Genomic DNA, 26,173 nt, shown 5'->3' on the forward strand with positions numbered 1-26,173 from the left:
GTGCCATTCTCCGCCGTGACGAGCCCCGGCGCGACGGGTCGGAGGGCTCGAGCGAGCGCGCGACCGCGTCGCGCCGCGCCAGGTCAGGGCGCGCATGCGTCCGCCTCGGCGACCGAGCGAGGGTCGTGATTGCGCTCTCAGCGATATCCGCCCAGCGGAGGATGTCGGAGGGTTGGGGTTCGATGCAGACTAGCGGGTGCGACTTCGAGCGGGGGTTCGGAGTCGCGCCCGGCGGGTCCCTCCTCGTCTCCCGCCTTCACCTCGTTCCTCTCGGAGAACCATGCTCGGAAAACTCCTGTTCCGCTATCTGAAGCCCTACCGGTGGCTGTTGCTCGGGGTGCTGGTGTTCCAGTTCGTCTCCGCGCTCGCGAGCCTCTACCTGCCCAGCCTCAACGCCGACATCATCGACGACGGCGTGGCCAAGGGCGACACCGACTACATCTGGTCGACCGGCATGTTCATGCTGGCCATCTCGCTCGGGCAGATCGCTGCGGCCATCGTCGCCACCTACTTCGCGGCGAAGGCCGCCATGAAGCTCGGTCGCGACATCCGCAACGACGTCTTCGACAAGGTGAGCGCGTTCTCCGAGCGCGAGGTCTCGCAGTTCGGCCCCGGGTCGCTGATCACCCGCAACACCAACGACGTGCAGCAGGTGCAGATGCTCGCGATGACGGGCGCCACCATGCTGGTCAGCGCCCCGCTGCTCGCGATCGGCGGCATCGTCATGGCGCTGCGGCAGGACCTGGGCCTGAGCTGGCTCATCTGGGCGTCGGTGCTCGTGATCCTCGTGGTCGCCGGCATCGTGATCGTGCGCATGGTGCCGCTCTTCCGGTCGTACCAGAAGCGCCTCGACGCCGTGAACCGCATCATGCGAGAGCAGCTCACCGGCATCCGCGTGGTGCGTGCGTTCGTGCGCGAGCGCATCGAGGAGCAGCGGTTCCGCGGAGCCAACACCGACATCATGGACGTCGGCCGCCGGGTCGGCACCCTCTTCATCACCCTCTTCCCGCTGTTCATGCTCGTGCTGAACGTCACCGTGATCGGCGTGATCTGGTTCGGCGCGATCGAGGTGAACGAGGGCAACGTCGAGATCGGCACGCTGTTCGCGTTCATGCAGTACGTCGGCATCATCCTCGGCGGCGTGCTCATGGCCGCGTTCACGACCATCATGATCCCGCGCGCCGCCGTCTCGGCCGAGCGCATCAGCGAGGTGCTCGCGAGCGAGTCCACCCTCGCCCGGCCCGAGCGGCCCGTCTCGGAGTTCCCCCAGCTGGGCACCGTCGAGTTCGAGGGCGTCGAGTTCGCCTACCCCGGCGCCGAGCACCCCGTGCTCCACGACATCTCCTTCCGCGCCGAGCGCGGTGAGACCGTCGCCATCGTCGGCTCCACCGGCGCCGGCAAGACGACGCTCGTCTCGCTCATCCCGCGGCTCTTCGACGCCACCGGCGGATCGGTGCGGGTGAACGGCGTCGACGTGCGCGACGCCGACCTCGACCGGCTCTGGACGACGATCGGCCTCGTGCCGCAACGTCCGTTCCTGTTCGCCGGCACCGTGGCCTCCAACCTGCGGTTCGGCCGCGAGGAGGCCACCGACGCCGAGCTCTGGCACGCACTCGAGATCGCCCAGGGCCGCGACTTCGTCGCGGACATGGAGGGCGGCCTCGATGGGCGCATCGCCCAGGGCGGCACGAACGTGTCGGGCGGCCAGCGCCAGCGGCTCGCGATCGCGCGGGCGATCGTGCACCAGCCCGACATCCTCATCTTCGACGACTCGTTCTCGGCGCTCGACCTCACGACCGACGCGAGGCTCAGGCAGGCGTTGTGGCGGGAGTTGCCCGACGTGACGAAGGTCGTCGTCGCCCAGCGCGTGTCGACCATCACCGACGCCGATCGCATCATCGTGCTCGACGACGGCGGCATGGTCGGAATCGGCACGCACGAGGAGCTCCTCGAGACGAGCGAGACCTACCGCCAGATCGTCGAATCGCAGCTCGGAGTGGGGGCCCAGGCATGAGCACCGACACCGGCAAGCGCGGCAACGGCCGCAACCGCACCGCCGAGCCCCAGCAGCTCAGCGACGAGGAACTCCGCGAGCAGGAGCTCGCCGAGCAGGCGCGACTGAACTCGGGCGACTGGGACAGCGTCAAGCCCGGCAAGGCGCAGGACTTCAAGGCCAGCTTCCGGCGCATGCTGGGCCTGCTCGCCCCGTGGAAGTGGACCTTCGCCTTCGTCTCGCTGCTCGGCGCCATCGGCGTCGTGCTCACGGTCATCGCACCGAAGGTGCTCGCCGAGGCCACGAACATCATCTTCGAGGGCTACATCTCGCTGCAGCTGCCCGCGGGCGTGACGCAGGCGCAGGTGGTCGAGGGGCTCCGGGCCTCCGGCCAGCAGGACCTCGCGAACATCGTCGAGGCGGCGACGCTCACGCCGGGCGAGGGCATCGACTTCGTGCGCCTCAGCCAGGTCGTGATCATCGTGCTGATGCTCTACGTCGTGGCATCCGTGCTCTCGTGGATCCAGGGCTACGTGATCAACGTGATCATGGTGCGGGCGATGTGGCGCCTGCGCGAGGACGTCGAGGCGAAGGTGCACCGCCTGCCGCTCAGCTACTTCGACAAGACGCAGCGGGGCGAGCTCATCTCGCGCGTCACGAACGACATCGACAACATCACCCAGACCATGCAGCAGTCGCTGTCGAGCGCCCTCACGAGCGTGCTGACCGTGATCGGCGTGCTCGTCATGATGTTCTCGATCTCATGGCAGCTCTCGCTGGTGGCGCTCGTGGCGCTGCCGCTGATGGGCGTGATCTTCGGCGTCATCGGTCCGAAGTCGCAGGCCGCGTTCGGCATCCAGTGGCGCAAGGTCGGCCGGCTCAACGCGCGCGTCGAGGAGTCCTTCTCCGGCCACGCGCTCGTGAAGGTGTTCGGTCGCGAGCAGGACGCCAGCGAGAAGTTCCGGGCCGAGAACGAGGAGCTGTACGAGGCCTCGTTCAAGGCGCAGTTCCTCTCGGGCATCATCATGCCCGGCATGATGTTCATCGGGAACCTGTCGTACGTGGGCATCGCGGTGCTCGGTGGACTCATGGTCGCGAGCGGCCAGCTGCGACTCGGCGACGTGCAGGCGTTCATCCAGTACTCGCAGCAGTTCACCCAGCCCCTCGCGCAGCTCGGCGGCATGGCCGCGGTCGTGCAGTCGGGCACCGCCTCGGCGGAGCGCGTCTTCGAGCTCCTCGACGCCGACGAGCAGGAGGAGGACGCGACCGACGCGCCCGCCCCGGCCGACGGCGACGGCACGATCGAGTTCCAGAACGTGTCCTTCGCCTACCTCCCCGAGCGGCCGCTCATCCGCGACCTGTCGTTCCGGGTGGAGCCGGGCCAGACCGTCGCGATCGTCGGGCCGACCGGCGCCGGCAAGACCACGCTGGTGAACCTCATCATGCGGTTCTACGAGCTCGACGGCGGCCGCATCCTGCTGAACGGCCAGGACATCGCGGACCTCACGCGCCACGACGTGCGGGCACGCACCGGCATGGTGCTGCAGGACCCGTGGCTGTTCGCGGGCACGATCCGCGAGAACATCCGCTACGGACGGGAGTCGGCAACCGACGAGGAGATCCTCGAGGCCGCGCGGGCGACCTACGTCGACCGCTTCGTGCACTCGCTGCCCGACGGCTACGACACCGTGCTCGACGAGGAGGCGTCCAACGTCTCCGCCGGCGAGAAGCAGCTCATCACGATCGCCCGCGCCTTCGTGGCGCAGCCGTCGGTGCTGATCCTCGACGAGGCGACGTCCTCGGTCGACACCCGCACCGAGCTGCTGCTGCAGCACGCGATGGCGGCGCTCCGCGAGGGCCGCACGTCGTTCGTGATCGCGCACCGCCTCTCGACCATCCGCGACGCCGACCTTATCCTCGTGATGGAGCACGGCGACATCGTCGAGCAGGGCACGCACGAGGAGCTCATCAAGCGGGAGGGCGCGTACTGGCGCCTGTACAACTCCCAGTTCGAGCAGGCGGCGACCGACCTCGACGCGGAGCTCGCGGCCACGCAGGGCGACGTGATCGTCACTCCGAGCGGCGCGGGCCTCGAGGCCGCCCTCGAGGCGAAGGTCGACGCGGAGGCGCGCGCCGCAGAGCTGTAGGCCGGTCGACCGGCACACGACGAGTGAGCGGATGTCCCATGCGGGGCATCCGCTCATTCGCGTCGGAGCGGCGCGTGCGCGGTTAGGCTGGAACGGCGGTGGCGCCCGGATGCCGCCGTCCACCGCTCTCCCGTGAAGGTCCCGTGACGACTGCCCTGCCGCCCGCGCGCCCCTGGCGCATGTGGCTGGTGTGGACCGTCGGCGTCGCCGCCTACGTGCTGTCGGTCACGAACCGCACGTCGCTCTCGTCGGTCGGGGTCGATGCCGCGGTGCGGTTCGACGCGGATGCCTCGGCGCTGTCGATGTTCGCGGTCATCCAGCTGGCCGTGTACGGCGCGATGCAGATCCCGGTGGGCCTGCTGCTCGACCGCTTCGGCGCACGCCCGATCGTGACCGCCGGCATGGTGCTCATGGCGTCGGGCCAGCTCGTCATGGCGTTCGCCTCCGACGTGGGCATCGGCATCCTCGCCCGCGTGCTCATCGGCGCCGGCGACGCCGCCGTGTTCCCGAGCGTGCTGCGCCTCATCGCCGTCTGGTTCCCCGACCGGCAGGCGCCCGTGCTCGTGCAGTTCACGGGCCTCATCGGCCAGCTCGGGCAGATCATCTCGATCCTCCCGCTCGCGGCCCTCCTGCATGCGACGTCGTGGAGCGTGGCGTTCGGCAGCCTCGCCGGGCTCGGGGTGCTCTTCGCGATCCTCACGTTCGCCGTCATCCGGAACCGCCCACCCGATCGCGTCGCCGACGTCTCGGTCGACGACCAGACGGGCGCGATCCGGGTGGTGACGAGCGCCGCCGACCTGCGCGAGGGCTTCCGCGAGTCGTGGGCGCACCCGGCGACCCGACTCGCCTTCTGGTCGCACTTCGCCACGCCGTTCGCCGGCACGGCGTTCGTGATGCTCTGGGGCTTCCCGTTCCTCACCGCCGGCGAGGGACTCTCGCCGGCGACGGCCTCGCTCGTCGTGACGTCGTTCGTGATCTTCGGCATCGTCGTCGGTCCGGTCATCGGCGCCCTCTCGAGCCGGCACCCGATGCGCCGGTCGCGCATGCTCGTACTGCCGACGATCGCAATCCAGGCGGTCACGTGGCTCGTCGTCATCGCGTGGCCGGGCCCCGCACCGCTGTGGCTCCTGTTCGCGCTCGCGTTCGCCCTCGGCACGGGCGGACCCGCGTCGATGATCGCGTTCGACCACGCGCGCACGTTCAATCCGAGCCACCGGCTGAGCACCGCCACCGGGATCGTCAACGGCGGCGGCTTTCTGGCGGGCCTGCTCGCCATCCTCTTCATCGGCATCGCCATGGACGCGCAGGGCGCCGGCACGCCCGACACCTACTCGCTCGAGGCGTTCCGCCTGGCCTTCCTCACCCAGGTGCCGCTCTGGACGCTCGGTGCGGGCATGGTCATCTTGGAGCGCAAGCGCACCCGCGTGCACCTCGGCCTCGACGAGCCGCGGTCCCGTCGACGCGACCGCTGGGCGCGCTAGCGGGGTCTCCCTTTCCAGGCATCCACCGCATTAGTGTGTCCAGTGTCGGCACGACATTGGGGGTTCCGTGACCATCGAAGCTCAGCACACCACGTCGGAGGAACACGGCGTCGAATGGTGGGCCCTCGCCCCCGACGACGTGATCGCCCAGGCGAAGACCGAGGGCTCGCGCGGGCTCGCCCCCGCCGAGGCGGAGAAGCGCCTGGCCGAGGTCGGGCCGAATGCCCTGCAGAGCGCGCCACCACCGAGCGTCTGGCGCATCGCGCTCAGCCAGGTGCTCGAGCTCATGACGCTCATGCTCATCGCGGTCACGATCGTCTCGCTCCTCATCGGACAGGTCACCACGGCGATCATCGTGGCGATCCTGGTGCTGTTCAACGTCATCACGGGCACCCAGCAGGAGGTGAAGGCCCGTCGCAGCGTCGACGCGCTCGCGAAGCTGCAGACGCCGAAGGCACGAGTCGTCCGCGACGGCACGCTGCTCCAGATCGATGCGACGGGGCTCGTGCCCGGGGACATCGTCGAGCTGGAGTCCGGCGACCTCGTTCCCGCCGACGGCCGGATCCTGCGCTCGTCGAACCTCGAGACCCAGGAGTCCTCGCTCACGGGCGAGTCGCTGCCCATCCCGAAGGGCCCGGCCGAGAACACCGCCGACACGGCCCTCGCCGACCGCACGTCGATGGTCTTCCAGAACACGTCGGTCACCCGCGGCACGGCGCGCATCGCCGTGGTCGAGACCGGCATGCGCACGCAGATGGGTCGCATCGCGTCGCTGCTCACGCAGGTCGGCGACAAGAAGTCCCCGCTGCAGCTCGAGCTCGACGGGCTCACGAAGGTGCTCGGCATCATCGCCTGGAGCGCGGTGCTCGTCATCGTCCTCATCGGCTTCGCGCGCGGGCAGAGCCTCGACGAGCTGCTGTTCCTCGCCACCGCCGTCGCGATCTCGGCGATCCCGACCGGCCTGCCGGTGTTCGTGCAGAGCCTCCTCGCGTGGGGCGCGTCGAGGCTCGCGAAGGAGCGCGCGATCGTGACGTCGCTGAACGACGTCGAGACGCTCGGGGCGACGAGCGCGATCTGCTCCGACAAGACGGGCACGCTCACGCTCAACAAGATGACCGTGCGAACGGCCTGGTTCGGCGGCAACACCTATCGGGTCACCGGCGAGGGGTACTCGTTCGAAGGCCAGGTGCTGGGCACGACCGACGAGCCGCTCGACGCACCGACCCTGGGACTCGCGATCAGCCTGCCGAACGACGCCACGGTGTCGGCCGACGGCGAGGTGGTGGGCGACCCGACCGAGGCCGCGCTCGTGGTGCTCGCCGCGAGGCTCGGCATCGACGCCGACGAGGCGCGGAAGGATTACCCGCGCCTCGCCGAGGTGCCCTTCGACTCGGACTACAAGTTCATGGCCACGCTGCAGCGGATCCCGGTGCGCGGCGAGCAGCGGCTCGTGCTCATCGTGAAGGGCGCGCCCGACGTGGTGCTCGGACGCTGCACCACGATGCTCAGCGAGACGCGGGAGATCGTGCCCGTGGCATCCGACTCGGCGACGGCCGAGCTCGAGCGCATGTCCGCCACGGGCCTGCGCACGCTCGCGTTCGCGGCGCGGTTCCTCGACGACGCCGACGAGGGCCGGGTCGCCGCCGACCCGATGTCGTGGGTCGCCGACCTCGTGCTCATCGGCATCGTCGGCATCGTCGACCCACTGCGGCCCGAGGCGAAGGCCGCGGTCGAGGTGGCCCATCGCGCTGGCATCGACGTGCGCATGATCACGGGCGACCACGCCGTGACCGCCGGGGCCATCGGCGCCGAGCTCGGACTCGGCACGGGAGCCGTGAGCGGCGCCGACCTCAAGGAGATGAGCGACGAGGAGCTCTCGCGTCGCCTGCCCGACCTGCACGTGTTCGGACGCGTCACGCCCGACGACAAGCTTCGGCTGGTCGGCCTGCTGCAGGCGAAGGGCGCCATCGTCGCGATGACGGGCGACGCCGTGAACGACGCGGCCGCGATCAAGCAGGCGAACATCGGCGTCGCGATGGGCTCGGGGTCCGAGGTGACGAAGCAGGCCGCGAAGCTGGTGCTCACCGACGACAACTTCGCGACCCTCGTGCACGCGGTCGAGCTCGGCCGCATCGTCTACTCGAAGATCACCGCGTACCTGCGCTTCCAGATGACGCAGCTGCTCAGCCTGATCATGCTGTTCCTCGCCGCGAGCGCGTTCTCGATCGCCGAGGGCGTCGCGCTGTTCCCGGCGCAGGTGCTGTTCATCAACTTCTTCGTCGCCCTGTTCGCGGTGATCGCGATCGCCGCCGACGCGAACCCGCCCGGCATCATGAACCACCCCCCGCGCGACCCGAAGATCGGCGTGGTGAATCCGGTCTCGCTCGTGGAATGGCTCGTCTACGGCGCGGTGATCTTCCTGATCGCGCTCGTCCCCCTGCTGTGGGGACCCGACGAGCCAAGCCCGTCGGAGCCGACGGCGTCGATGACGATGGCCTACGTCGTGCTCGGCCTCGCCACGGTGCTCAGCGCACTGCTCATGCGCCGCACGCCCGAGTCCGGCCTGCTGCCGCCGATCGCGGCGGTCGCGAAGATCCTGGTCTGGCCGGTGGCGCTCATCGTCGCCTCGACCGAGGTGGGCATCCTCCAGCGGATGCTCGGCACCGTCTCGCTCACGGGCTGGCAGTGGCTGGCGTGCATCGGGCTGACGCTGGTCCTGCTGGTGGTCGTCGAGGGCGACAAGTGGTTCCGGCGGCGCCGCGTGGCGAATCGCACGCGCGGTCGGCGGGTCGCCACGGCGCCCGTCACGCGGTGAGCGGGCCGGCCCGGCGAGGCGACCCGGCGCCGGGTACGACCGGCGGCGTCGCGCGCGCGGTCAGTCCTCGAGCAGCGCCCGCAGGTCGTCGGCCGTGAGCGCCTCCGGGGCGCGCGGGCCCGCGGCATCCGCGTCGTCGTCCGCGTCGAGCCCGGCGTCGAGGATCGACGCGACGAGCTCGCCCTTGCGCGCCTTGAGCGCCATGACCTTCTCCTCGATGGTGTCCTGCGCGACGAGCCGGTAGACCATCACCTGCTTCCCCTGGCCGATGCGGTGCGCCCGGTCGACCGCCTGCGCCTCGCTCGCGGGGTTCCACCACGGGTCGAGCAGGAAGACGTAGTCGGCCTCGGTGAGGTTGAGCCCGAAGCCGCCGGCCTTGAGGCTGATCAGGAACACGGATGCCTCGCCCGCACGGAATCGCGCGATCTCCGTGTCACGGCGGCGGGCCGGTGTCGACCCGTCGAGGTAGGCGTAGGACACGCCCGCGGCATCCAGTCGCGCCCTCGCTCGCCCGAGGAACGAGGTGAACTGGCTGAAGACGAGCGCGCGATGACCCTCGGCAAGCACGTCGTCGAGCTGTTCGAACAGCGCGTCGAGCTTGGCCGAGGGGTAGCCGGCGTAGCGTTCGTCGTCGATGAGCGAGGCGTCGAGGGCGAGCATGCGCAGCAGCGTGAGCGACCGGTAGACGATGAACCGCTGCCGGTCGAGGTCGTCGATGAGGCCGAGGAGCTTCTGTCGTTCGCGCTGCAGCACGGTGTCGTAGAGGCGGCGATGCCGCGGCGCCAGCTCGACCGCGAGCACCTGCTCCTGCTTCGGGGGCAGCTCGGGCGTGACGAGCTCCTTCGTGCGACGCAGGATGAGCGGGCGGATGCGCCGCCGCAGGCGCTCGCGCCGCTCGCCGTTGCCGTCCTGCTCGATGGGCCGCCGGTACCGCTCGTCGAACGCGCGCCGCGACGGGAAGAGACCGGGTGCCACGAGCCGCAGGATCGCCCACAGCTCGCCGAGGTCGTTCTCGATGGGCGTGCCGGTGACCGCGAGGCGGAACGGTGCACGGATGCCCCGTGCCGCCTCGTGCACCTTCGTCGCCGCGTTCTTCACGAACTGGGCCTCGTCGAGCACGAGCCCGCCCCACTCGACCGCGGCGAACGCGACGGCCTCGAGGCGGAGCACGGCGTACGTGGTGACGACGACGTCGGCGGACGCCGCGGCATCCGCGATGCGCCCGCGGCGCTTCGCCTCGGTAGCGGTCACGGTGGCGACCACGAGGCCCGGCGTGAACCGGGCGGCCTCGCTCACCCAGTTCGAGGCCACGGAGGTGGGCGCGACCACGAGGAATGGCCGGCGAGCGCCCTCGGTCGACTCCCGCTCGACGGTGTGCGCGATGAGCGCGAGCGTCTGCGCGGTCTTGCCGAGGCCCATGTCGTCGGCGAGCACGCCGCCGAGCCGGTTGGCCCACAGGAACGCCAGCCACCGGAAGCCCGCGAGCTGGTAGGGCCGCAACGGCAGCGCGAGCCCGGCGGGCGGCGGCAGCTCCTCGACGCGCCCGTCCTCGAGGCCGGCCACGATGCGGCGCCACTCCACCGCCGGCTCGGCGACGTCGGCGAGATCCTCGAAGTCGGCCCAGAGGCTCGTCTGCGAGCGGTGGATGCGCAGGCCGGTCTCCCACTCGGCGAGCGTGCCGGCCTCCTCGATGAGCTCGCGCAGCGGCGCGAACACCGGCTGGTCGAGCTTGAGGTACGTCTTGTCGACGAGCAGCAGCCGCTTCTGCCCTTTCGCGAGTGCGCGGAACAGGGGCATGAACGGCACCAGCCTGCCGTCGACCGTGAGCACGACGCCGAGGTCGAACCAGTCGCGTTTGAGGGTCTCCACGGTGGTCACGGTCACCTGCGGCACCGTGGTGGCCTCGCGGTAGTCGGGGCGCTCCCCGGTGACGTCGATGCGCAGGGCGCTGCGCTCGGCGAGGTGCTCGAGCCGCGGCATCCGCTCGACCGTGAACTCGGCGGCATCGGCACCGCGCAGCACGACGGCGTCGAGCGGCACCCAGCCGAGCTCGTCGTCGACGCGCGCGAGCAGGTCGTCGTCGAGCTCGGGGTCGGCGGCGGCAACGGCGACGGATGCCTCGACGGGGGTCGTGCGGCCGTCGGCGTGCTCCCAGCGCCACGCCAGGCGCAGCACGTCGCCCGGCTCGAAGGCCGCGTCGAGCACGAGGACGGCCGGGGGCGCGGGCGGCGGCGTGAAGCTGCCGTCGCGGCTCGTGATCGCGATGGATCGCGCGAGGGCGTGGAAGTGGCCGCGGAGGAACTCGGGCACGTCGGCGGCGGGCACCTGCACGGTTCGCGGCTGCTCGAGCGCGCGCCGCTCGGACGGCGTCAGCGCGGCCGCGAGAGGCACGAGCTCGATCGCGCCCGCGTCGAGGTCGAAGCGATAGAGGCCGTGATCGGCGATGGCTCGCACGTGCTCGACGGGGCGATCGGCGGGATCGCCTCCATGGTCGCGGTCGTCGCCGTCGTGATGGTCGTCGGCGTCGTCGGCGGCGTCCTCGTGGTCGGCGGCGTCGTCGGCGGCGTCGCCGCCGCCGTGCGCGAGCGCCGCGCCGGGCGGAGCGCCGGGGAACACGAGCCGCGGTGCCAGCACGAGGTCGCCGCTCTCGTCGAGCCTCGCGTCGAGCACGACCGAAGCCGGCCCGCGCACGACCACGTCGGGAGTGACGTCCGACCCGGCGAGCGCGATGCCGAGGCGGCCGCCCTCGGCGAGCAGCGCCCACAGCAGCGGGCTCTCGAACTCGTCGAGCGTGATCCACTCCGAACCGTAGGCCTGGTAGACCCCGGGTGAGCTGCCCTTCAGCAGGGCGAACTGCGCGAACCAGCGCGACTGCACCGGGTCGAATCCGCCCGCGCTCGCCTGGTAGGCGATGTTCTGCCAGGTGAGCCCCGCCTTGATCCAGCCGCCACGAGCGCCCGCGGTGACGGGGCGCACCGCGAGGCGGTCGACGGAGTTCGCTCGCCGGGCCGGCTCGTCGCGTGGCCCCTGCCACTCGCCCCTCCGCCGCGGAACGCGCCTTCGCAGCTCGAACTGCAGGGCGAGCGGACGCCGCGCCGCAGCATCCGCCGGCTGCGCCTCGGAAGCGCCCGGCGCGCCGGACGCGTGAACGGGTGCGAACGATGCGAGCTCGCCGCGCCAGTCGCCGGCTCGGCCCGGCGCGCCCGCATGGGAGGACGGGGCGTCGGGCATGCACCCATGCTCGCACGGGCGTGCGACACGCGCGGCAGGTGAACCGCACCCGCCACCGTGGCGCCGCACAACCGCACCAGCGCACCCGCCACCGTGGCGCCGCACAACCGCACGACCGCACAACCGCACCACCGCACCGCGCTGCGCCGCCGCGCCACCGCACGCGCCGCCGCACAACCGCACCACCGCACCACCGCACCCGCCACCGTGCCGCCGCACAACCGCACAACCGCACAACCGCACCGCGCTGCGCTGCCGCACAACCGCATCGTGCCGCACAACCTCGGCAGCGTGCAGCCCCGCGGCGCCGACCGATCCGAGGACCGGGCCGACACCGCGGGGCAGTGGCGTCCAGGACGCGTCGGCTGTGGTGTTCAGGACGCGTCAGGGACCGCCCGTCAGGGGCGACCGCCGTGCACGCCGTGCGGCGCACCCTGCTTCGACGGAGCCGCCTCGAATGCGCGCTCGATCTCCTGGGAGAACGTGTTGCCCGCGGCATCCGTCGCCGTCACCCGCAGGTCGATCCACGCGCCCGCGTCGGGCACCGCGAGCTTCGCCGTGTAGGTCTCGAGGAACGGGCGGCCGACGGGGTAGTTGATCATCGGGCTCGTCGCCTCATCGTCGGCGGCGACACCCGACTCGAGGTCCACGGCCCTCCAGTCGCCGCCGGCGACCCGCATCTCGAGCGCGGCGCCCGTGAGCTCGGCCATGCCGTCGGCGCCCTCGATGTGGCTCAGCTCGAGGCCCAGCTCGACCGGCGCGCCGGCCTTGCGTCCCGAGCCGACCGCGCCCGCGGCATCCGCCTCGACGTCGTAGTACGCCTGCATCATCGGGAGGGTCTGCTCCGTGTCGTCGTCGGCGAAGCCGGTCGACTCGAAGGTCCATTCCGTGACGGTCTTCGTCGAGCTCGGCAGGTACGTCCCGTCGTGCACCGCGGTGTTCAGCACGCGCCACTCGGCGGTGCCGTCGGGAATGTCGAAGACCGACGCCGACTGCCACGGCGAGGACGACATCAGCTCACCGCCGACCCAGACCTCGGTCAGCTGCGACCGGTCGTCCACCGGCTGGAAGACGTCGAACGCGCCCGTGTGATGCGGGCTGCCGCCATCGGCCCACGACGGGACGTTGACCTGCGCGAACGCCCCAGTGCGCTCGGGGGCCCAGTAGCCGGGACCCACGAACGGACGCACGATCGGTCCGTAGAAGGTCGCCTCCGAGACCGAGCCGGGCTCGTAGGCGCGTCGCATGTCGCGCACCTCCCACGTTCCGGCGATGAGCATGGCGCCCTGGTTCCACTCCACCTGGTCGGTGTTGACCCAGTCGGTGCGGGTGATGCCGCGCTCGGTGCGGAGCATCATGCCCAGGGAGTACTGGGTCGCCGGGTCGAAATCCCAGCGGAACTCGCCGACGAGCTCGCCGGTCCGGCCGTGGAACGTCGTGTCGACGCGCGCGAGGTCACGCGGGCGGTAGTCGAGGTCCTCGGGCACCGAGCCGTCGCTGTAGCGGAGGATGTCGTACGCCTCCTCGGGTGCCGGCTCGCTCTCGCCGGAGATCGTGACCTTCTTCGAGGCGATCGACTCGAGGAGGCGGCGGCCCTGGACCCCGCTGACCGACGCGACCGGGAGGTCGACCTCGGAGAAGTAGTCCTCACTGCCGACCCACTCGTTGAACTCGCCGTCGGCGTCGTTCACGACGAGCAGGGCCACCGCGCCCGCGGCGAGCGCGTTCGCCGCCCGAGCCGACGGAGAGACCTCGTTCGAACGTGTGACGACCGCGACCTCGCCGGTCGCCTTCACCGCCGCGAACTCCGCCGCGCTGCCGGTGCCGACGTCCACCGCGCCCGCCTTGAACGTGGCGTCGCGGATCGTGGAGCCCGCCTGCGTGATGAGGTCGAGCTGCTCCTTGTCGGCCGTCAGGCTCAGCATGGGCTGCTGGAGGCGCCACCGGCTGGTGAACGAGAACTCGTCGGCGTTCGGCGCCGTCATCGGCTGGGCATAGAACCCGTCGCTCGTCGCCCGGTCGAGGTAGCTCGAGCTGAAGGCGTCCGCGCGCAGGTCGAGCCGGCTGAACCACGGCTCGACGCCGTCGTCGCCCACGTCGACCGTGACGGGCTTCGCGGCCCGTGCGTCGAACGCGACCTCGGCATCGCCGTCCAGCACGAGGTCGGGGTCGCCGACGAGCACGGTGACCGACTCGTCGGCCGCGTGGTCGACGCTCATGTAGGCGATCACCGCGTACTCGCCGCCGGGCAGTCGCATCGTGGTCTCGCCGCTCACGAGGAACGGCACGTAGAAGTCGGCCGCCACGTCGTAGAGCAGGGCGTAGGTCTCGATGGGCTCGCCGTCGAATCCGGTCGCCGTGACGGTGAGGTCGTAGCGCTCCTGCTCCGCGATGGTGCCGAGCGCGGTGCGCGCGACGGCCGCGCCGTCGACGCTCGCGACGAGCGTGCCCGACAGCTGCGTGCCGGCCTCCACCTTGGCGGGGTCGACGGTCAGCTCGACCGACCGCGACTCCCCGGCCGGGATCGTGAGCTCGTCGACGTCCATGGCGAGCACGCCCTCGGCGGCGCCGTCGAGCGAGGCGGCCAGATCGAGCACGACCTCCGCGGCACCGCGGTTCGCGTACTCGATCGTCCTCACGACCGGCTCGGCCTCCTCGCCCCACGCGAGCATGCCGAAGTCGCCGGAGCCCGACGCGATGAGGCCGGCGTCGACGGCGGAGTCGACGTCGACGACGCCCGACCCGCCCTGGTACGAGGTCAGCCCGACATCCGTCGCCGTGCTGATGAGGGCGGCGCGCAGCTGGTCGGCCGTGTACTCGGGGTGCTGCGACTTCAGGATCGCGGCGGCGCCGGCGACGTGCGGCGTGGCCATCGAGGTTCCGCTCATCCCCACGTAGGCACCCTCGCCGGGGCTGTCGGAGGAGCGGGCGGCAGTGACGTCGCTGCCCGGAGCGACGAGCTCGGGCTTGAGCGCGCCCGAGAAGGCGAGCGGACCCTGGTTGGAGAAGTACGAGAGCGCACCCGTCGGGTCCTCCACGGAGCCGACGGTGAGCGCCTGCGCTGCCGCGCCCGGTGCGCCGATCGCCTCGGGTGCGCCGTTGTTGCCCGCGGCCACCACGAAGAGCGCGCCGGTCTCCTCGGAGATCGCATCGAGCGCCTCCGACATGACGTCGGTGCCGTCCGACGGCTGCGACGAGCCGAGGCTCATCGACACGATGTCGGCCCGTTCGCCGGCCCACTGCATGGCCTCGATGATCCAGGAGTCCTGCCCGGAGCCGTCGGCGCCGAGCACCTTGCCGACGAGCAGGTCGGCGCCGTCGGCGACGCCACGGTGCGTGCCTCCGCTCGCCGCGCCGGAGCCCGCGATCGTCGAGGCGACGTGCGTGCCGTGCCCGTGCAGGTCGGACGCGGGGTCGCTTTCGCTTGGCACGAAGCTCGCCGATTCGGCGGCGAGCACGCGGCCCGCGAGATCGGGGTGGGTGTCGTCGTAGCCGGTGTCGAGCACGGCGACCGTGACACCCGCGCCGGTGTACCCGTCGGCCCACGCCTCGGGCGCGCCGATCCACGGCACGCTCGAGTCGAGCGTGGCCTGCACCTTGCCGTCGAGGTGGATCGCCTCGATGCCGCCGGCGAGCGAGACCTCCGAGCTGAAGGTGCCGACGCCGGATGCCGCGGTGAGCGCACTCCACGTCGATGCGGCGGTGGCGTGGTCGGCGGTCGCGGCGGCGCCGCCGATGCTCTCGAGGGCGGCGCCGATCTCGACGCCGGGCAGCGGCGCGCTGAACGCGGCGGGGCCGTCGGCGAACTCGACGATCACGGGCGTCGCGCTCACGGATGCGTCGTCGTAGCCGTACTCGATGAGCTGCGAGACGTTGAAGAGGTCGCGATCGACGACGCCTGCGGCGAGGTAGGGCATGGCCGCCTGCGGCAGCACGTGCAGGTCGCCGGCGACCTCCACGGTCTGCACGGCGGCGCCGGGCACCGCGGACTCCACGTCGACGGTGTGGGTGCCGTCGGGCAGGTCGGTCACGCGAACCCGGTCGCCGGTGATCAGGGTGACGGTGCGCGTTCCGCCCGCGACGGCGGCCGGGGAGGGGCCTGCGGTCGCGGGCGGGGCACCTCCCCCGTCGGTCGGGTCGGCGACCGCGGGAAGCGCGGCGATGCCGACGCCCGCGACGCCGATCGCGAGGCCGCTGATGGCGGCGGCGATCGAGCGGCGACGGCGTCGTGCGGGTGTTCTGCTGCTTCGTGGCATGGGGGAACCTCTCGCATGGTTGTGCTGGCTTGCTCAGCAACCTGTCATACGGCCGTGGCTATCGTGGTGGCGGAGAGATGCCATGGCTGCCATCCGCCACGGCCCCGTCGATGGAGAGGTGCCCGTGCTCGAGGCGATCGGACTGGACGACGAGCACACGTCGGTCTACCGGCTGCTGCTGACGACGCCGTCGGCGGATGTCGGCGAGATCGCCCGCGCCGCCTCGATGCCGGTGCCGCGCGTGCAGGCGGTCGTCGACGAGCTCGAGCGGCTCGGACTGCTGGCCCGTCAGGCCTCCGCGCAGGATCGCGTGGTCGCCTCCCCACCGTCGCTGGCGCTGCGGCCGATGCTCCTCGAGCGGGAGCGTCGACTCACCGAGGCGCACGAGGCGCTCGTGCAGCTCAGCGAGCTCTACCGCCGGGGTGCCGTGCAGCGCGACGTGCCCGACGTGGTCGACGTGGTGCTCGGCCCCGATGCGGTGCGTCAGCGGCTGGGCCAGCTGCAGGCCGCGGCGGCGAGCCGCGTCGACGCGTTCGTGCTCCGGGACATCGCCCTGTTCGACGGCAGCGAGAACACCGAGGAGGATCGCGCCCTCGCGCGCGGGGTCCGCTACCGGGTGGTCGTGGAGGCTCCCGTGCTCGAGCGTCCGGGGTTCCTCGACCAGGCACGTTCGGTGATGCCGCTCGGCGAGGAGATCCGCGTGCGGCCGGGCCTGCCGACCCGGCTGTTCGTGGCCGACGGCGACCTCGCCCTCCTGCCGATGCACTCGCACGGCGAGCAGAAGGTCTCGGGTGCGCTGCTGGTGCATCCGAGCGGCCTCCTCGACCTGGTGAACGCGATGTTCGAGGAGACCTGGCGCACGTCGATCCGGGTGGTGGAGGGCGACACCGGGCTCGCGCCCGACGAGGACGCCGTCGACCGCGACCTGCTGAACCTGCTGATGATCGGCATGACGGATGCCGCGGCCGGCGCGCAGCTGGGCATCTCGGTGCGCACGGTGCAGCGACGGGTCGCCGAGCTCATGGAGAAGGCCGGCGTGACGACCCGAATCCAGCTCGGCGCGGAGGCAGTCCGACGCGCCTGGATCTGATCGAGCGCTCGGCGGCGGCGGGGGCAGCTCCAGAGGAACCCTCAGCATTCCCTTGACACGCGCGGCCGGTCGCAGGAGGCTATGCCCTAGGGTCCGCAGTGAGCTCCAGAGACGTGGCGAGCATCGGGCATTCACGACGACAAGTCACGACGATTCTGGCCGGGGACGGACCGGAGGAGTCGTCATGACTGGAACGCGTTCCCTCTCCCATCGCCTGGTCTTCGGTGTCGCCGCGCTGGCGGTGGTGTTCTCGATGCTGGGACCCGTCGGCGCGAATGCTGCGCAGGATGACGCCGGCGCCCTGGACATGTACACCGCGGACGTCACTGCGGCCCAGGCGGCGGAGTTGTCCGCGGCAGGCTTCGACGTCGCCGCGAGCCGGGCGACCGAGGACGGTCTCAGCATCGACGTCGTGCTCACCGAGCAGGAGGCGAAGGGCCTTCAGCAGCGCGGTGTGAACGTCCACGTCAAGAAGAACAAGGACGGCAAGTCCGCGAAGCAGCTGGCGGCGGAGCAGGCCGCGTCGGGCTTCGACGTGTGGCGGTCGTGGGACGAGCCCGGCGGCATCCGCGACGAGCTGTACCAGGTCGCGAAGGACAACCCGCAGCTCGTGAAGCTCGTGGTGCTCGGGCACACCTACCAGGGGCGCGAGATCATCGCGATGAAGCTCACGCAGGGCGCCAGGGGCATCGCCGACGGAAGCCGGCCGGCCGTGCTGCACAGCTCGACGCAGCACGCCCGGGAGTGGATCTCCACCGAGGTGAACCGGCGGCTGATGCACTGGTACATCGACGAGTGGCGGGCCAACGACAAGGAGACCAGGAACCTCCTCAGGAACAACGAGCTCTGGTTCGTGCTCGTGGCCAACCCCGACGGATACCAGTACACGTTCGACCACGAGCGACTGTGGCGCAAGAACCTGCGCGACAACGATGGCGACAACCAGATCACGCGGGCCGACGGCGTCGACCCGAACCGCAACTTCCCCGAGCACTTCGGGTACGACGAGGAGGGCTCGTCGTCGCAGACCTCGAGCGACACCTACCGCGGTCCGTCCGCGGCATCCGAGCCCGAGACACAGGCGATGATCTCGCTGCTCGACCGCGGCGACTTCGAGTTCCAGATCAACTGGCACTCCTTCGGGCAGTGGCTGCTGTATGCGGAGGGCTGGCAGACGGGCACGCCCACCGCGGACGACCCGATCTACTACGCGCTGTCGGGCAACCGCGACAACCCGGCGATCCCCGACTTCGAGCCGGGCCTGTCGTCGGACGTGCTGTACGTGACGAACGGCGAGACGACCGACTTCGCACACGTGCAGCGCGGGACGCTCGCCTGGACGCCCGAGCTCGGCGAGGGCGACGACGAGGGCGGGTTCGTATTCCCCGACGACGAGGCGCAGGTGCAGGCGGAGTTCGAGCGCGTGCTGCCCTACTCGCTCGACGTGGCGAAGTCGGCGGCCGACCCCGACGACCCGGTGTCGCACCTCGGCCTCGAGACGAAGCCGTTCTACCTGAAGAGCGACGACACCTACAAGTACGGGCTGCCGCTCTCGAACTTCACGTTCGACTACTCGTACGGCGACCCGCAGGAGGTGCGCGTGCTCGCCAAGCGCAGCCTCGGCGACGTCACGCTGAAGTACTCCATCAACGGCGGCGACCCCGTCAGCGCGACGACCGGAGAATGGAACGGCGGCGACCGCTACGGCGGCAGGACCGACGTCTACTATCGCGTCGTGAGCGGCCTCGTCACCGGGACCCAACCCGGCGACAGCGTCGAGGTCTGGTTCGAGGGCGGCGGAGAGACGAGCGACTCGTTCACCTACCAGGCGGTCGAGGAATCGGCCGACGACGTGCTGATCGTGGCGAACGAGGATTACACCGGCGCCTCGCCGGTGCAGGGCGTCGCGGCCCCGAATTACCTCTCGTACTACGAGGATGCACTCGCGGCCAACGGCGTCGGATACGACGTCTACGACGTCGACGCCCGCGGGCGGATCGCGTCGGACAACCTGGGCGTCCTCTCGCATTACGACGCCGTGATCTGGTACACCGGCGACGACATCATCACGCGCACGGCCGGGTGGGCCGGCGGCAACGCCTCACGGCGGGCGATGGACCAGATCCTCGAGGTGCGCGACTTCCTGAACGAGGGCGGCACGGTGCTCTACACGGGCAAGTACGCGGGATTCCAGTTCTCCGCGAACACCGAGCAGCTCTACGACCCGACCGCGGCGGATGAGCAATGCTCGGCGAGCCCGGACGTTGCGGCCCGCTGTCGCCTGCTCGGGGGTTCGCCGTCGAGCGATCTCACGAACGACACTCTGCAGTACTGGCTCGGGGCGTACCTCCTCGTCGACGACGCGGGCACGACGGACGAGGGCCTGCTCGACGTCCTCGGCGTGGACACGCCGTTCACCGGTCTCGACTGGGGCTTCAACGGCGCGGACAGCGCGGGGAACCAGGACCACAGCGACTCGTTCATCACGACCAGCGGCATCCTGCCAGTGGCGCAGTACCCGCAGTTCGAGAGCTGGGTCGCGGGACGATGGGACCGCGAGGGCGGACCGTTCGAGCCTCACACCGGCGACGCGTACGCCTACTCGCAGATCGGTGACGTGTCGTACAAGCGGCTGACGCGCACGATCGACGTCCCGGCCGGCGGCGCCACGCTGTCGTTCTGGACGTCGTACGACACCGAGGCCGACTGGGACCACCTGATCGTCGAGGCCCGCACCGCAGGCGGCGACGACTGGACGACGCTGCCCGATGCGAACGCGAACACGACGCAGAGCACCGGCGACAGCTGCCCGGAGGGGTGGCGCGAACTGCACCCGCAACTCGATCACTACCAGACGGTCGTCGACGCGACGACGTGCGACCCGACCGGCACGACCGGCGAGTGGAACGCGGCATCCGGCAACTCGAGCGGCTGGCAGCAGTGGTCGGTCGACCTGTCGGCGTACGCCGGCGGCCAGGCGGAGGTCTCGATCGGGTACGTCAGCGACTGGGCCTTCCAGGGGCTCGGCGTCTTCGTCGACGACATCGAGGTGTCGACCGGCCAGGGCACGACCTCGTTCGAGAACGGCGACACCGGCGGCTGGGAGATCACCGGGCCGCCGCCGGGCAGCGCGCCGAACCCGAACAACTTCATCATCACGACGGCTGCGGGATTCCCCGAGGCCGCAGTGGTGGCCACGCCGCACTCGCTGACGAGCGGCTTCGGGTTCGAGGGCATCACCGATGCGGCCACCCGTGCCGCATGGATGGACCGCGCACTGGATCACCTGCTCGACTGAGCGATGATCGGATGTCGCGTGGCGGGTCGCCCGCCGCGCGGCATCCGCATGCACCGGGTACCGTACTCGCATGCAGGTGACCCGCCTCCGCGTGTATCCCGTCAAGTCGTTCGCCGGCGCCGACGTCGGTTCGGCGACCGTGCTGCCGTGGGGGCTCGAGGCCGATCGGCGGTGGGCCGTCGTCGACCCCGAGGGGGAGCTGGTCACCGCTCGCGAGGCCAACGGCCTGCTCGCGCTCACGGCGGAGGTGCTCGCCGACGGCGGGCTCCTGCTCGCCGATCGCGACGCCGGGGGCGAGCCGCTGCGGGTCGACGTCCCGACGGATGCCGCGCCCGTCGCCGTGGGGCAGTCGCGCCAGGGCACGGCATTGCCCGCGGGTTCGGAGGCCGATGACTGGCTCGGCATCCGCCTGGGCCGGCGGGTGCGGCTGATCTGGCAGCCGGATCCCCGAGCGCGTCCGGTGGACCCGGCCAGAGGCGGCCTGCCGGGCGATCGGATGACGCTCGCCGACGCCGCGCCGCTGCTGCTCGCGAGCGAGTCCTCCCTCGCCCAGCTCGACCGCTGGACCGACGAGTCGACGCCCCCGATCGACATGCTGCGCTTCCGGCCGAACGTGATCATCGACGGCGACCCCGACGCGCCGTTCGCCGAGGACGGCTGGCCGTTCGTGCAGCTCGGCGACGTGCGGTTCCGCGTGAGCGGCACGTGCGACCGCTGCGTGATGACGACGATCGACCCGATCACGCTGGCGCGTGGCAAGGAACCGATCCGCACGCTCGCGAAGCACCGCAAGTGGGACGGCAAGACCTGGTTCGGCGTCTGGCTCGTGCCCGACCTCGCGGGTTCACCGGCCGACGTGATCGCCGTCGGCGACGAGGTGCGCCCGGGCTGACGTTCTCACGCCAGCGAGAGCACGAACGACAGCACGAACCCCGCCGCCGTGCTCAGCGCCACCGCCGGCCCGCCGTGCTCATAGGCCTCGGGCATGATCGTGTCGGCGAGGGCCGCGATGACGGCGCCGGCCGCGAAGGCCAGCGGCAGCGAGACGAGCTCGGGGTCGCTGCCCGAGAGCGGACCGGCGCCGACGACCACGGCGAAGACGAGCAGCACTCCGCAGGCGGTCCACAGGCCCATGATCTGCAGGATGGAACGGCCCTGTTCGCGCATCGATGCCGATCCCACCAGCGCCTCCGGCAGGTTGGAGACGAAGATGGCGGCGAGCAGGGCGATGCCGCCGGTCCCCTCGGTCAACGAGATGCCGAGGGCGAGGTTCTCGGGGGCGCCGTCGAGGGTGGCGGCCGCGAGCAGCGCCAGGCCCGCCGAGCCGCGCACCGACACCGCCGTCGCCGGGCGGTCGGCGGCAGCGGCATCCGTGTCGAGCTTCGCGCTGCCGCGATACTCGTCGGCCGGTTTCGGGCTCGACGTCGGCTGCGCCCATCGGTCGAGCAGGGCGCTGAGTCCCGTGAACACGGCCGCGCCCGCGAACAGGCCGATGCCCGCCCGCCAGATCCCGCCGCGCTCGTAGGCGTCCTCGAAGAGCTCGAAGGCCAGCGCCGTGATCAGGGCGCCCGCCGCGAACGACAGCATCACCGCGAGGAACCGCTTCGGCAGCTTGAAGCGCGCTCCGATGAACGCCCCGATGACCAGGGCGCTCGAGGCCACCACGCCGTAGAGGAGCGCCGTCCACATGCGCCCAGTATCGCCACGCTCGGCTGCGGCGGCACCGGCTTGCGCCCGACCGCCGCGCTGTGCTGCGCGCGGCACGGCGCCGCCGCGCGGCGTCGCTCCTCGACATCCGCTCGGCGCCGTCGTACGGTTCAGGAATGGACAGCGCCGTCGCCGCGATCGCCGAGTGGATGCCGCGGCAGCGGTGGTTCGGAGGCAAGGGCCATGCGCCCGCACTCCGCCTCATCGGCGCGTTCGACCTGCCCACGGCCGAGGAGGACGCGCGCGTCCGCACGCTGCTCGTGATGGACGATGCCGCGGAACCGCCGATCCTTTACCAGGTGCCGGTCGTCGAGCGCGCGGTGCGGCAGCATTCGCCCGCGGCATCCGACCACCTCATCGGACGGCTGTCCGAGGGCGGCTTCCTCTACGACGGACCGCACGACCGGGCCTACACCGACGCGCTGCTCGACCTCATCGTGGGCGAGGGACGCGCCGCCTCGGCAGGCGCGGTTGCCTCGGGCCGGTACTCGGGCGGCGAGGAGGATCGCGGCGGCGGCGCCGCGGCATCCGCTCGACCGCCGCTGAGCGCCCCGGCGACGGTACTCGGCGGCGAGCAGTCGAACACGTCGATCATCTACCGCCCTGCGGAGTCGGCGCCGGTGATCTGCAAGGTGTTCCGGCAGCTGCACCACGGCGACAACCCGGATGTCACGCTGCAGACCGCGCTCGCGGCGTCCGGCTCCCCGCACGTACCGGCGAGCGTGGGCGACGTGCACGGCGAGTGGGACGACGTCGGGCAGCCCACCGGGCGAGCCCGGGGACACCTCGCGTTCGCGCAGGAGTTCCTGCCGGGCGTCGAGGACGCGTGGCGCGTGGCGCTCACTGCGGCCGCCACCGACTCCGCGTTCACCGACGAGGCCCGAGCGCTCGGCGCCGCGGTCGCCGAGGTGCACCTCTCACTGCGCGAGCTGTTCCCTCGCGAGCAGCCGTCGGAGGAGCTCGTCGACCGCATCACCGCCGCGTGGAGCCGGCGCCTCGGCATCGCCGTGGCGGAGGTGCCCGAGCTCGGCGCGCAGCGCGCCGCGATCGAGGCGGTCTACGCCCGAGCGCAGGCCGGCGCGTGGCCCGAGCTGCAGCGGATCCACGGCGACCTGCACCTCGGACAGGTGCTGCTCGTGCCCGGCCGCGGCTGGGTGCTGCTCGACTTCGAGGGCGAACCGCTGCGCCCCATGCACGAGCGCTGCCGTCCCGACCTGCCCGCGCGCGACGTCGCCGGCATGCTCCGGTCGTTCGACTACGTGGCCGGCTCGACCGCGATCGCCCTGCCGGAGCGCGCCGAGGCGGCGGTGGCCTGGGCGGATGCCGCCCGGCACGCGTTCATCGACGGCTACGTCGCGGCATCCGGTCTCGACCTGTCGGCCTACCGCGACTTGCTCGCCGCGTTCGAGCTCGACAAGGCCGTGTACGAGGCGATCTACGAGGCCCGCAACCGCCCGACATGGGCGGCGATCCCGCTGCACGCGATCATGAGCCTGCTCGAGTCGGGCCCGCTGCGGGCGTCACCGGATGCCTCGGCGCCCGACAGACCCGAGCCGTCCACGCCCTCGATGGCATAGCGATCGTCGGCCGATGGCGCGGCGGATGGGCCCGATCAAGCGGGCGTGGCTGTGGACGATGAAGCACACCCTCAACCCCCTCACGCTGCAGATGGCCCGGCAGGGGTTCGGGCCGTTTTCGCTGGTGCGGCACACCGGGCGGAAGTCGGGCGCCGTGTTCGAGACGCCGCTCATCCTCGCCCGGGTGCCCGACGGCTTCGTCGCCGAGCTGACCTACGGCACCGCCGTGAACTGGTACCGCAACGTCGAGGCGGCCCACGGCCACTGCACGGTCACCTGGCACGGACGCGAGCACGCGATCGACGGCGTCGCCCCGTGCACGACGGAGGCGGGACTCGCGGCGTTCGGGCCGCCGGCCAGCGTGGTGCTGCGGCTGCTTCGACGGCACGAGTTCCGGTTGCTGCACGAGGCGGCGGAGGAGACGCCCGGCCGGAGCGCGTGACCGCGCAACCGCACAACCGCACCACCGCACCACCGCACCACCGCACCACCGCACCACCGCACAACCGCACCACCGCACCACCGCACCACCGCACCACCGCACCACCGCACAACCGCACCACCGCACCACCGCACACCCGCACTACCGCACAATCGCACGGCCGGCGTCCCAGCGGAGGTCTCAGCGGATCCCTCGGCGGAACAGCAGCAGCGGGGTCTGCGCCGCGTACTCGCGGTACTCGTCCCCGAACGCGTCGACGAGCCGGTGCTGCTCGACGCGGGCCTTGACGACGAGCACGGTCACGAGCAGCAGCCACACCACGATGAGCTCGAACCGCCCGCGCCAGAGCACCCACCCGGCCGTGCCGACGATGAGGCCGAGGTAGATCGGGTTGCGGGTCAGCCGGTACACGCCGGTCGTGCGCAGCGTGGCGCCCTCCTTCGGCGCGACCCACACGACGAGGTCGCGCCCGAGTGCCGCGAATCCGGCGACGGCGAGCACGATGCCGTCGATCACGAGCAGCGCGGCCAGCACGGTGATCCACGGCGCGCTCCACATGGGGTCGCCGGGCAGGAGCAGCAGGGCGAGCAGCAGGAACTGCGCCAACACCAGCCAGTTCGCACGGTCCCTCATCGGCGCTCGCCTCCTGGGACCATCCTCCTCCCCGAGAGGTGGCGGCATCCGTAGTGCCTGACCGACGGTGCGCCGACCCGCCGCGGTCGATCCCGAGTCAGCTCCTTGGGCGCTGTTCGCGGCGACCGACCAGCCCCGCCTACGAGCGCCGGTCGCCCACGAGCTCCGCGCGGTTGGCCTCGTACTTCGGCTTGCCGACCCACCGCCAGAGGAGCCGCACCGGCGGAGGCAGGTGCTCGCGCTGCCATTCGGCGCCGCCGTCGGGCTGTGCGGCGAGGATGGCGCCGAGCTGGAGGAACATCCTGCCCTTGGGCGTCGCCTTGCGTCCGTGCTCGGAGAGTGCGTCGACCTCCTTCTGGGTGATCACGGTCTCCATGACCGGCACGATGTTGGCCTCCTCGTCGGGCAGGTGCGCGGCGAGCGCGGCGTTGATCCCGTCGAGCGCGGACACGACGCCCGCGGCATCCGTCGCCGTGGCGCTCGCGCGCCAGGCGGGCAGTGCGGCGTCGAGCTCCTCGAGGTGCACGAGCATCCGGGCGTGCTGCGCCTTCATGCGCTCGACGTGCACCGCGCACGAGGGGGCGCGCTGCTCGAGGGGGTCCCACAGCATGGTGTCCTCGCCCTCGTGATGGGCATGGAGCCCGGTCGAGAGCATCGCGAGGTGGTCGGCGACGACCTCGGCGTGCACCGTGTCGCCCTCGGCGACCCCTTCGATCAGCGTGCGGCCCTCACCGAACCCCGCCTTGAACATGCGGTGGATCTCGGCCATTCCGCGTGCGTCGCAGGTCTTGGCTGCGCCCGGCATGCCCGGTGAGCCGGCGCCCGCCGAACCCCCTGGCGCCCGCTCGGGCTGGTCGCCACTCGAGGGAAGCGCGGTCGCGGGCATGTCGGCTCCGATCGTCGGTGAGGGAACACGTCGCTCGCGACCCTACGACCAGGCGGGCGGCACGACAAGACCCCGGTCGGGCGTCACGGCAACGGACGCAGAGGACGGGCCGGGAGCGCACGCTCCCGGCCCGTCGGGTGAGACGACCGGTGCTCACGGCCCCCTGAGGGGCGAGAGGTCGTCGTTCACGGTGTCCGAGCTCGAGGAGCCCTGGTCGGTGGAGTCGCAGAAGCCTTCCGGCGCCCGTTCGCGGATGTAGGCGGGCGCACTGCAGACCCATGTCGACGGCGCCTTCAGGTGCGCCGAGCCGGAGCCGGAACCGGAACCGGAGTCGCCCCCGGTCTGGCCACACCCCGCCAGTATGCCCACGGCCAGTACGGCCGGGACGACGAGGAACACGCGTACGTTCATGATCCAGTCCTTTCGATGATGGAGCCACGGGGGAACTTCGTGGTCCTCACGCTAGAAAGGCGGGTGCTTCGCCACATGACGCGGGTCGCCCATCTTCGGTGGGCGTGGGAGTAGTCAATTCGGACCATCGCCCCCGCTGATCCGGGCGATCGCGGACACGGCTGAGCGGCCGGCGCCCGGAGTCCGGGTCGTCGGTCGGCGTGTCA

15 protein-coding genes are annotated in these 26,173 nt (G+C 71.5%); 9 read left to right on the plus strand and 6 right to left on the minus strand.

Translation table 11 applies throughout. The annotated features are described in order from the left end of the window. The first annotated feature begins 280 nt into the window (after nt 1-280). From EV187_RS14265 to EV187_RS14280, 4 genes are all read left to right on the plus strand, one after another. Nucleotides 281-2,014 carry an ABC transporter ATP-binding protein gene (locus EV187_RS14265; protein WP_130353714.1) on the plus strand — a complete coding sequence of 578 codons (1,734 nt, stop codon included), beginning with the start codon at nt 281-283 and terminating at the stop codon, nt 2,012-2,014. Further along, entirely contained in the window at nt 2,011-4,140 is a 2,130-nt protein-coding gene (locus EV187_RS14270; protein WP_130353715.1) for an ABC transporter ATP-binding protein, read from the plus strand. Before EV187_RS14265 ends, EV187_RS14270 begins: the two co-directional genes overlap by 4 nt. 179 nt (nt 4,141-4,319) lie before the next feature. After that, nucleotides 4,320-5,621: an MFS transporter gene (locus tag EV187_RS14275; protein WP_130354087.1), complete on the plus strand. Its 1,302-nt coding sequence runs from the start codon at nt 4,320-4,322 to the stop codon at nt 5,619-5,621. A 67-nt stretch (nt 5,622-5,688) separates the two neighbouring features. Continuing rightward, the gene (locus EV187_RS14280) at nt 5,689-8,436 is read left to right on the plus strand and encodes a cation-translocating P-type ATPase (protein ID WP_130353716.1); all 2,748 of its coding nucleotides are present in this window, start codon (nt 5,689-5,691) and stop codon (nt 8,434-8,436) included. Between the two features lie 60 nt (nt 8,437-8,496). Here EV187_RS14280 and EV187_RS14285 read toward each other — a convergent pair whose 3' ends face one another. Together EV187_RS14285 and EV187_RS14295 are read right to left on the minus strand one after the other, a co-directional pair. Then, the gene (locus tag EV187_RS14285; protein ID WP_207221848.1) at nt 8,497-11,667 is read right to left on the minus strand and encodes a DEAD/DEAH box helicase; all 3,171 of its coding nucleotides are present in this window, start codon (nt 11,665-11,667) and stop codon (nt 8,497-8,499) included. Nucleotides 11,668-12,065: 398 nt separating this feature from the next. Then, complete coding sequence (locus tag EV187_RS14295) at nt 12,066-15,923, minus strand: S8 family serine peptidase (RefSeq protein WP_130353717.1); 3,858 nt, start codon at nt 15,921-15,923, stop codon at nt 12,066-12,068. A gap of 82 nt (nt 15,924-16,005) precedes the next feature. Between EV187_RS14295 and EV187_RS14300 the strand changes: the two genes are divergently transcribed. From EV187_RS14300 to EV187_RS14310, 3 genes are all read left to right on the plus strand, one after another. Then, on the plus strand, nt 16,006-17,013 hold the full coding sequence (locus EV187_RS14300) for a helix-turn-helix transcriptional regulator (RefSeq protein ID WP_242609613.1): 1,008 nt from the start codon (nt 16,006-16,008) through the stop codon (nt 17,011-17,013). Between the two features lie 184 nt (nt 17,014-17,197). Continuing rightward, entirely contained in the window at nt 17,198-20,311 is a 3,114-nt protein-coding gene (locus tag EV187_RS14305) for a M14 family metallopeptidase (protein ID WP_130353718.1), read from the plus strand. Between the two features lie 70 nt (nt 20,312-20,381). Beyond that, complete coding sequence (locus tag EV187_RS14310) at nt 20,382-21,203, plus strand: MOSC domain-containing protein (RefSeq protein ID WP_130353719.1); 822 nt, start codon at nt 20,382-20,384, stop codon at nt 21,201-21,203. A gap of 5 nt (nt 21,204-21,208) precedes the next feature. Here the strand turns inward: EV187_RS14310 and EV187_RS14315 are convergent, their stop codons facing one another. Next, a complete protein-coding gene (locus EV187_RS14315) occupies nt 21,209-22,000 on the minus strand; it encodes a ZIP family metal transporter (protein WP_130353720.1) in 792 nt (263 codons plus the stop codon). A gap of 134 nt (nt 22,001-22,134) precedes the next feature. On the opposite strand from EV187_RS14315, the gene EV187_RS14320 reads away from it, so the two are divergent. Further along, entirely contained in the window at nt 22,135-23,595 is a 1,461-nt protein-coding gene (locus EV187_RS14320) for a maltokinase N-terminal cap-like domain-containing protein (RefSeq protein ID WP_165391207.1), read from the plus strand. 25 nt (nt 23,596-23,620) lie between these two features. Continuing rightward, nucleotides 23,621-24,037 carry a PNPOx family protein gene (locus EV187_RS14325; protein ID WP_242609614.1) on the plus strand — a complete coding sequence of 139 codons (417 nt, stop codon included), beginning with the start codon at nt 23,621-23,623 and terminating at the stop codon, nt 24,035-24,037. A 180-nt stretch (nt 24,038-24,217) separates the two neighbouring features. On the opposite strand, the gene EV187_RS14330 is transcribed toward EV187_RS14325, so the two are convergent. From EV187_RS14330 to EV187_RS14340, 3 genes are all read right to left on the minus strand, one after another. Beyond that, complete coding sequence (locus tag EV187_RS14330) at nt 24,218-24,670, minus strand: methyltransferase family protein (RefSeq protein ID WP_165391208.1); 453 nt, start codon at nt 24,668-24,670, stop codon at nt 24,218-24,220. A gap of 139 nt (nt 24,671-24,809) precedes the next feature. Further along, complete coding sequence (locus EV187_RS14335; RefSeq protein WP_242609615.1) at nt 24,810-25,439, minus strand: hemerythrin domain-containing protein; 630 nt, start codon at nt 25,437-25,439, stop codon at nt 24,810-24,812. Nucleotides 25,440-25,709: 270 nt separating this feature from the next. Then, nucleotides 25,710-25,967, minus strand: a complete 258-nt coding sequence (locus EV187_RS14340) for a hypothetical protein (RefSeq protein WP_130353724.1) — start codon at nt 25,965-25,967, stop codon at nt 25,710-25,712. Nucleotides 25,968-26,173: the final 206 nt, after the last annotated feature.

It is taken from the genome of Agromyces ramosus, assembly GCF_004216665.1.
In the GTDB taxonomy this organism is placed as follows: domain Bacteria; phylum Actinomycetota; class Actinomycetes; order Actinomycetales; family Microbacteriaceae; genus Agromyces; species Agromyces ramosus.

Coding starts and splice junctions, on each gene's coding strand:
- EV187_RS14265 (WP_130353714.1), top strand. CDS start 281: ATGCTCGGAAAACTCCTGTTCCGCTATCTGAAGCCCTACCGGTGGCTG.
- EV187_RS14285 (WP_207221848.1), bottom strand. CDS start 11,667: ATGCCCGACGCCCCGTCCTCCCATGCGGGCGCGCCGGGCCGAGCCGGC.
- EV187_RS14335 (WP_242609615.1), bottom strand. CDS start 25,439: ATGGCCGAGATCCACCGCATGTTCAAGGCGGGGTTCGGTGAGGGCCGC.
- EV187_RS14275 (WP_130354087.1), top strand. CDS start 4,320: ATGTGGCTGGTGTGGACCGTCGGCGTCGCCGCCTACGTGCTGTCGGTC.
- EV187_RS14305 (WP_130353718.1), top strand. CDS start 17,198: ATGACTGGAACGCGTTCCCTCTCCCATCGCCTGGTCTTCGGTGTCGCC.
- EV187_RS14300 (WP_242609613.1), top strand. CDS start 16,006: ATGGCTGCCATCCGCCACGGCCCCGTCGATGGAGAGGTGCCCGTGCTC.
- EV187_RS14330 (WP_165391208.1), bottom strand. CDS start 24,670: ATGAGGGACCGTGCGAACTGGCTGGTGTTGGCGCAGTTCCTGCTGCTC.
- EV187_RS14320 (WP_165391207.1), top strand. CDS start 22,135: ATGGACAGCGCCGTCGCCGCGATCGCCGAGTGGATGCCGCGGCAGCGG.
- EV187_RS14295 (WP_130353717.1), bottom strand. CDS start 15,923: ATGCCACGAAGCAGCAGAACACCCGCACGACGCCGTCGCCGCTCGATC.
- EV187_RS14340 (WP_130353724.1), bottom strand. CDS start 25,967: ATGAACGTACGCGTGTTCCTCGTCGTCCCGGCCGTACTGGCCGTGGGC.
- EV187_RS14310 (WP_130353719.1), top strand. CDS start 20,382: ATGCAGGTGACCCGCCTCCGCGTGTATCCCGTCAAGTCGTTCGCCGGC.
- EV187_RS14325 (WP_242609614.1), top strand. CDS start 23,621: ATGGGCCCGATCAAGCGGGCGTGGCTGTGGACGATGAAGCACACCCTC.
- EV187_RS14270 (WP_130353715.1), top strand. CDS start 2,011: ATGAGCACCGACACCGGCAAGCGCGGCAACGGCCGCAACCGCACCGCC.
- EV187_RS14315 (WP_130353720.1), bottom strand. CDS start 22,000: ATGTGGACGGCGCTCCTCTACGGCGTGGTGGCCTCGAGCGCCCTGGTC.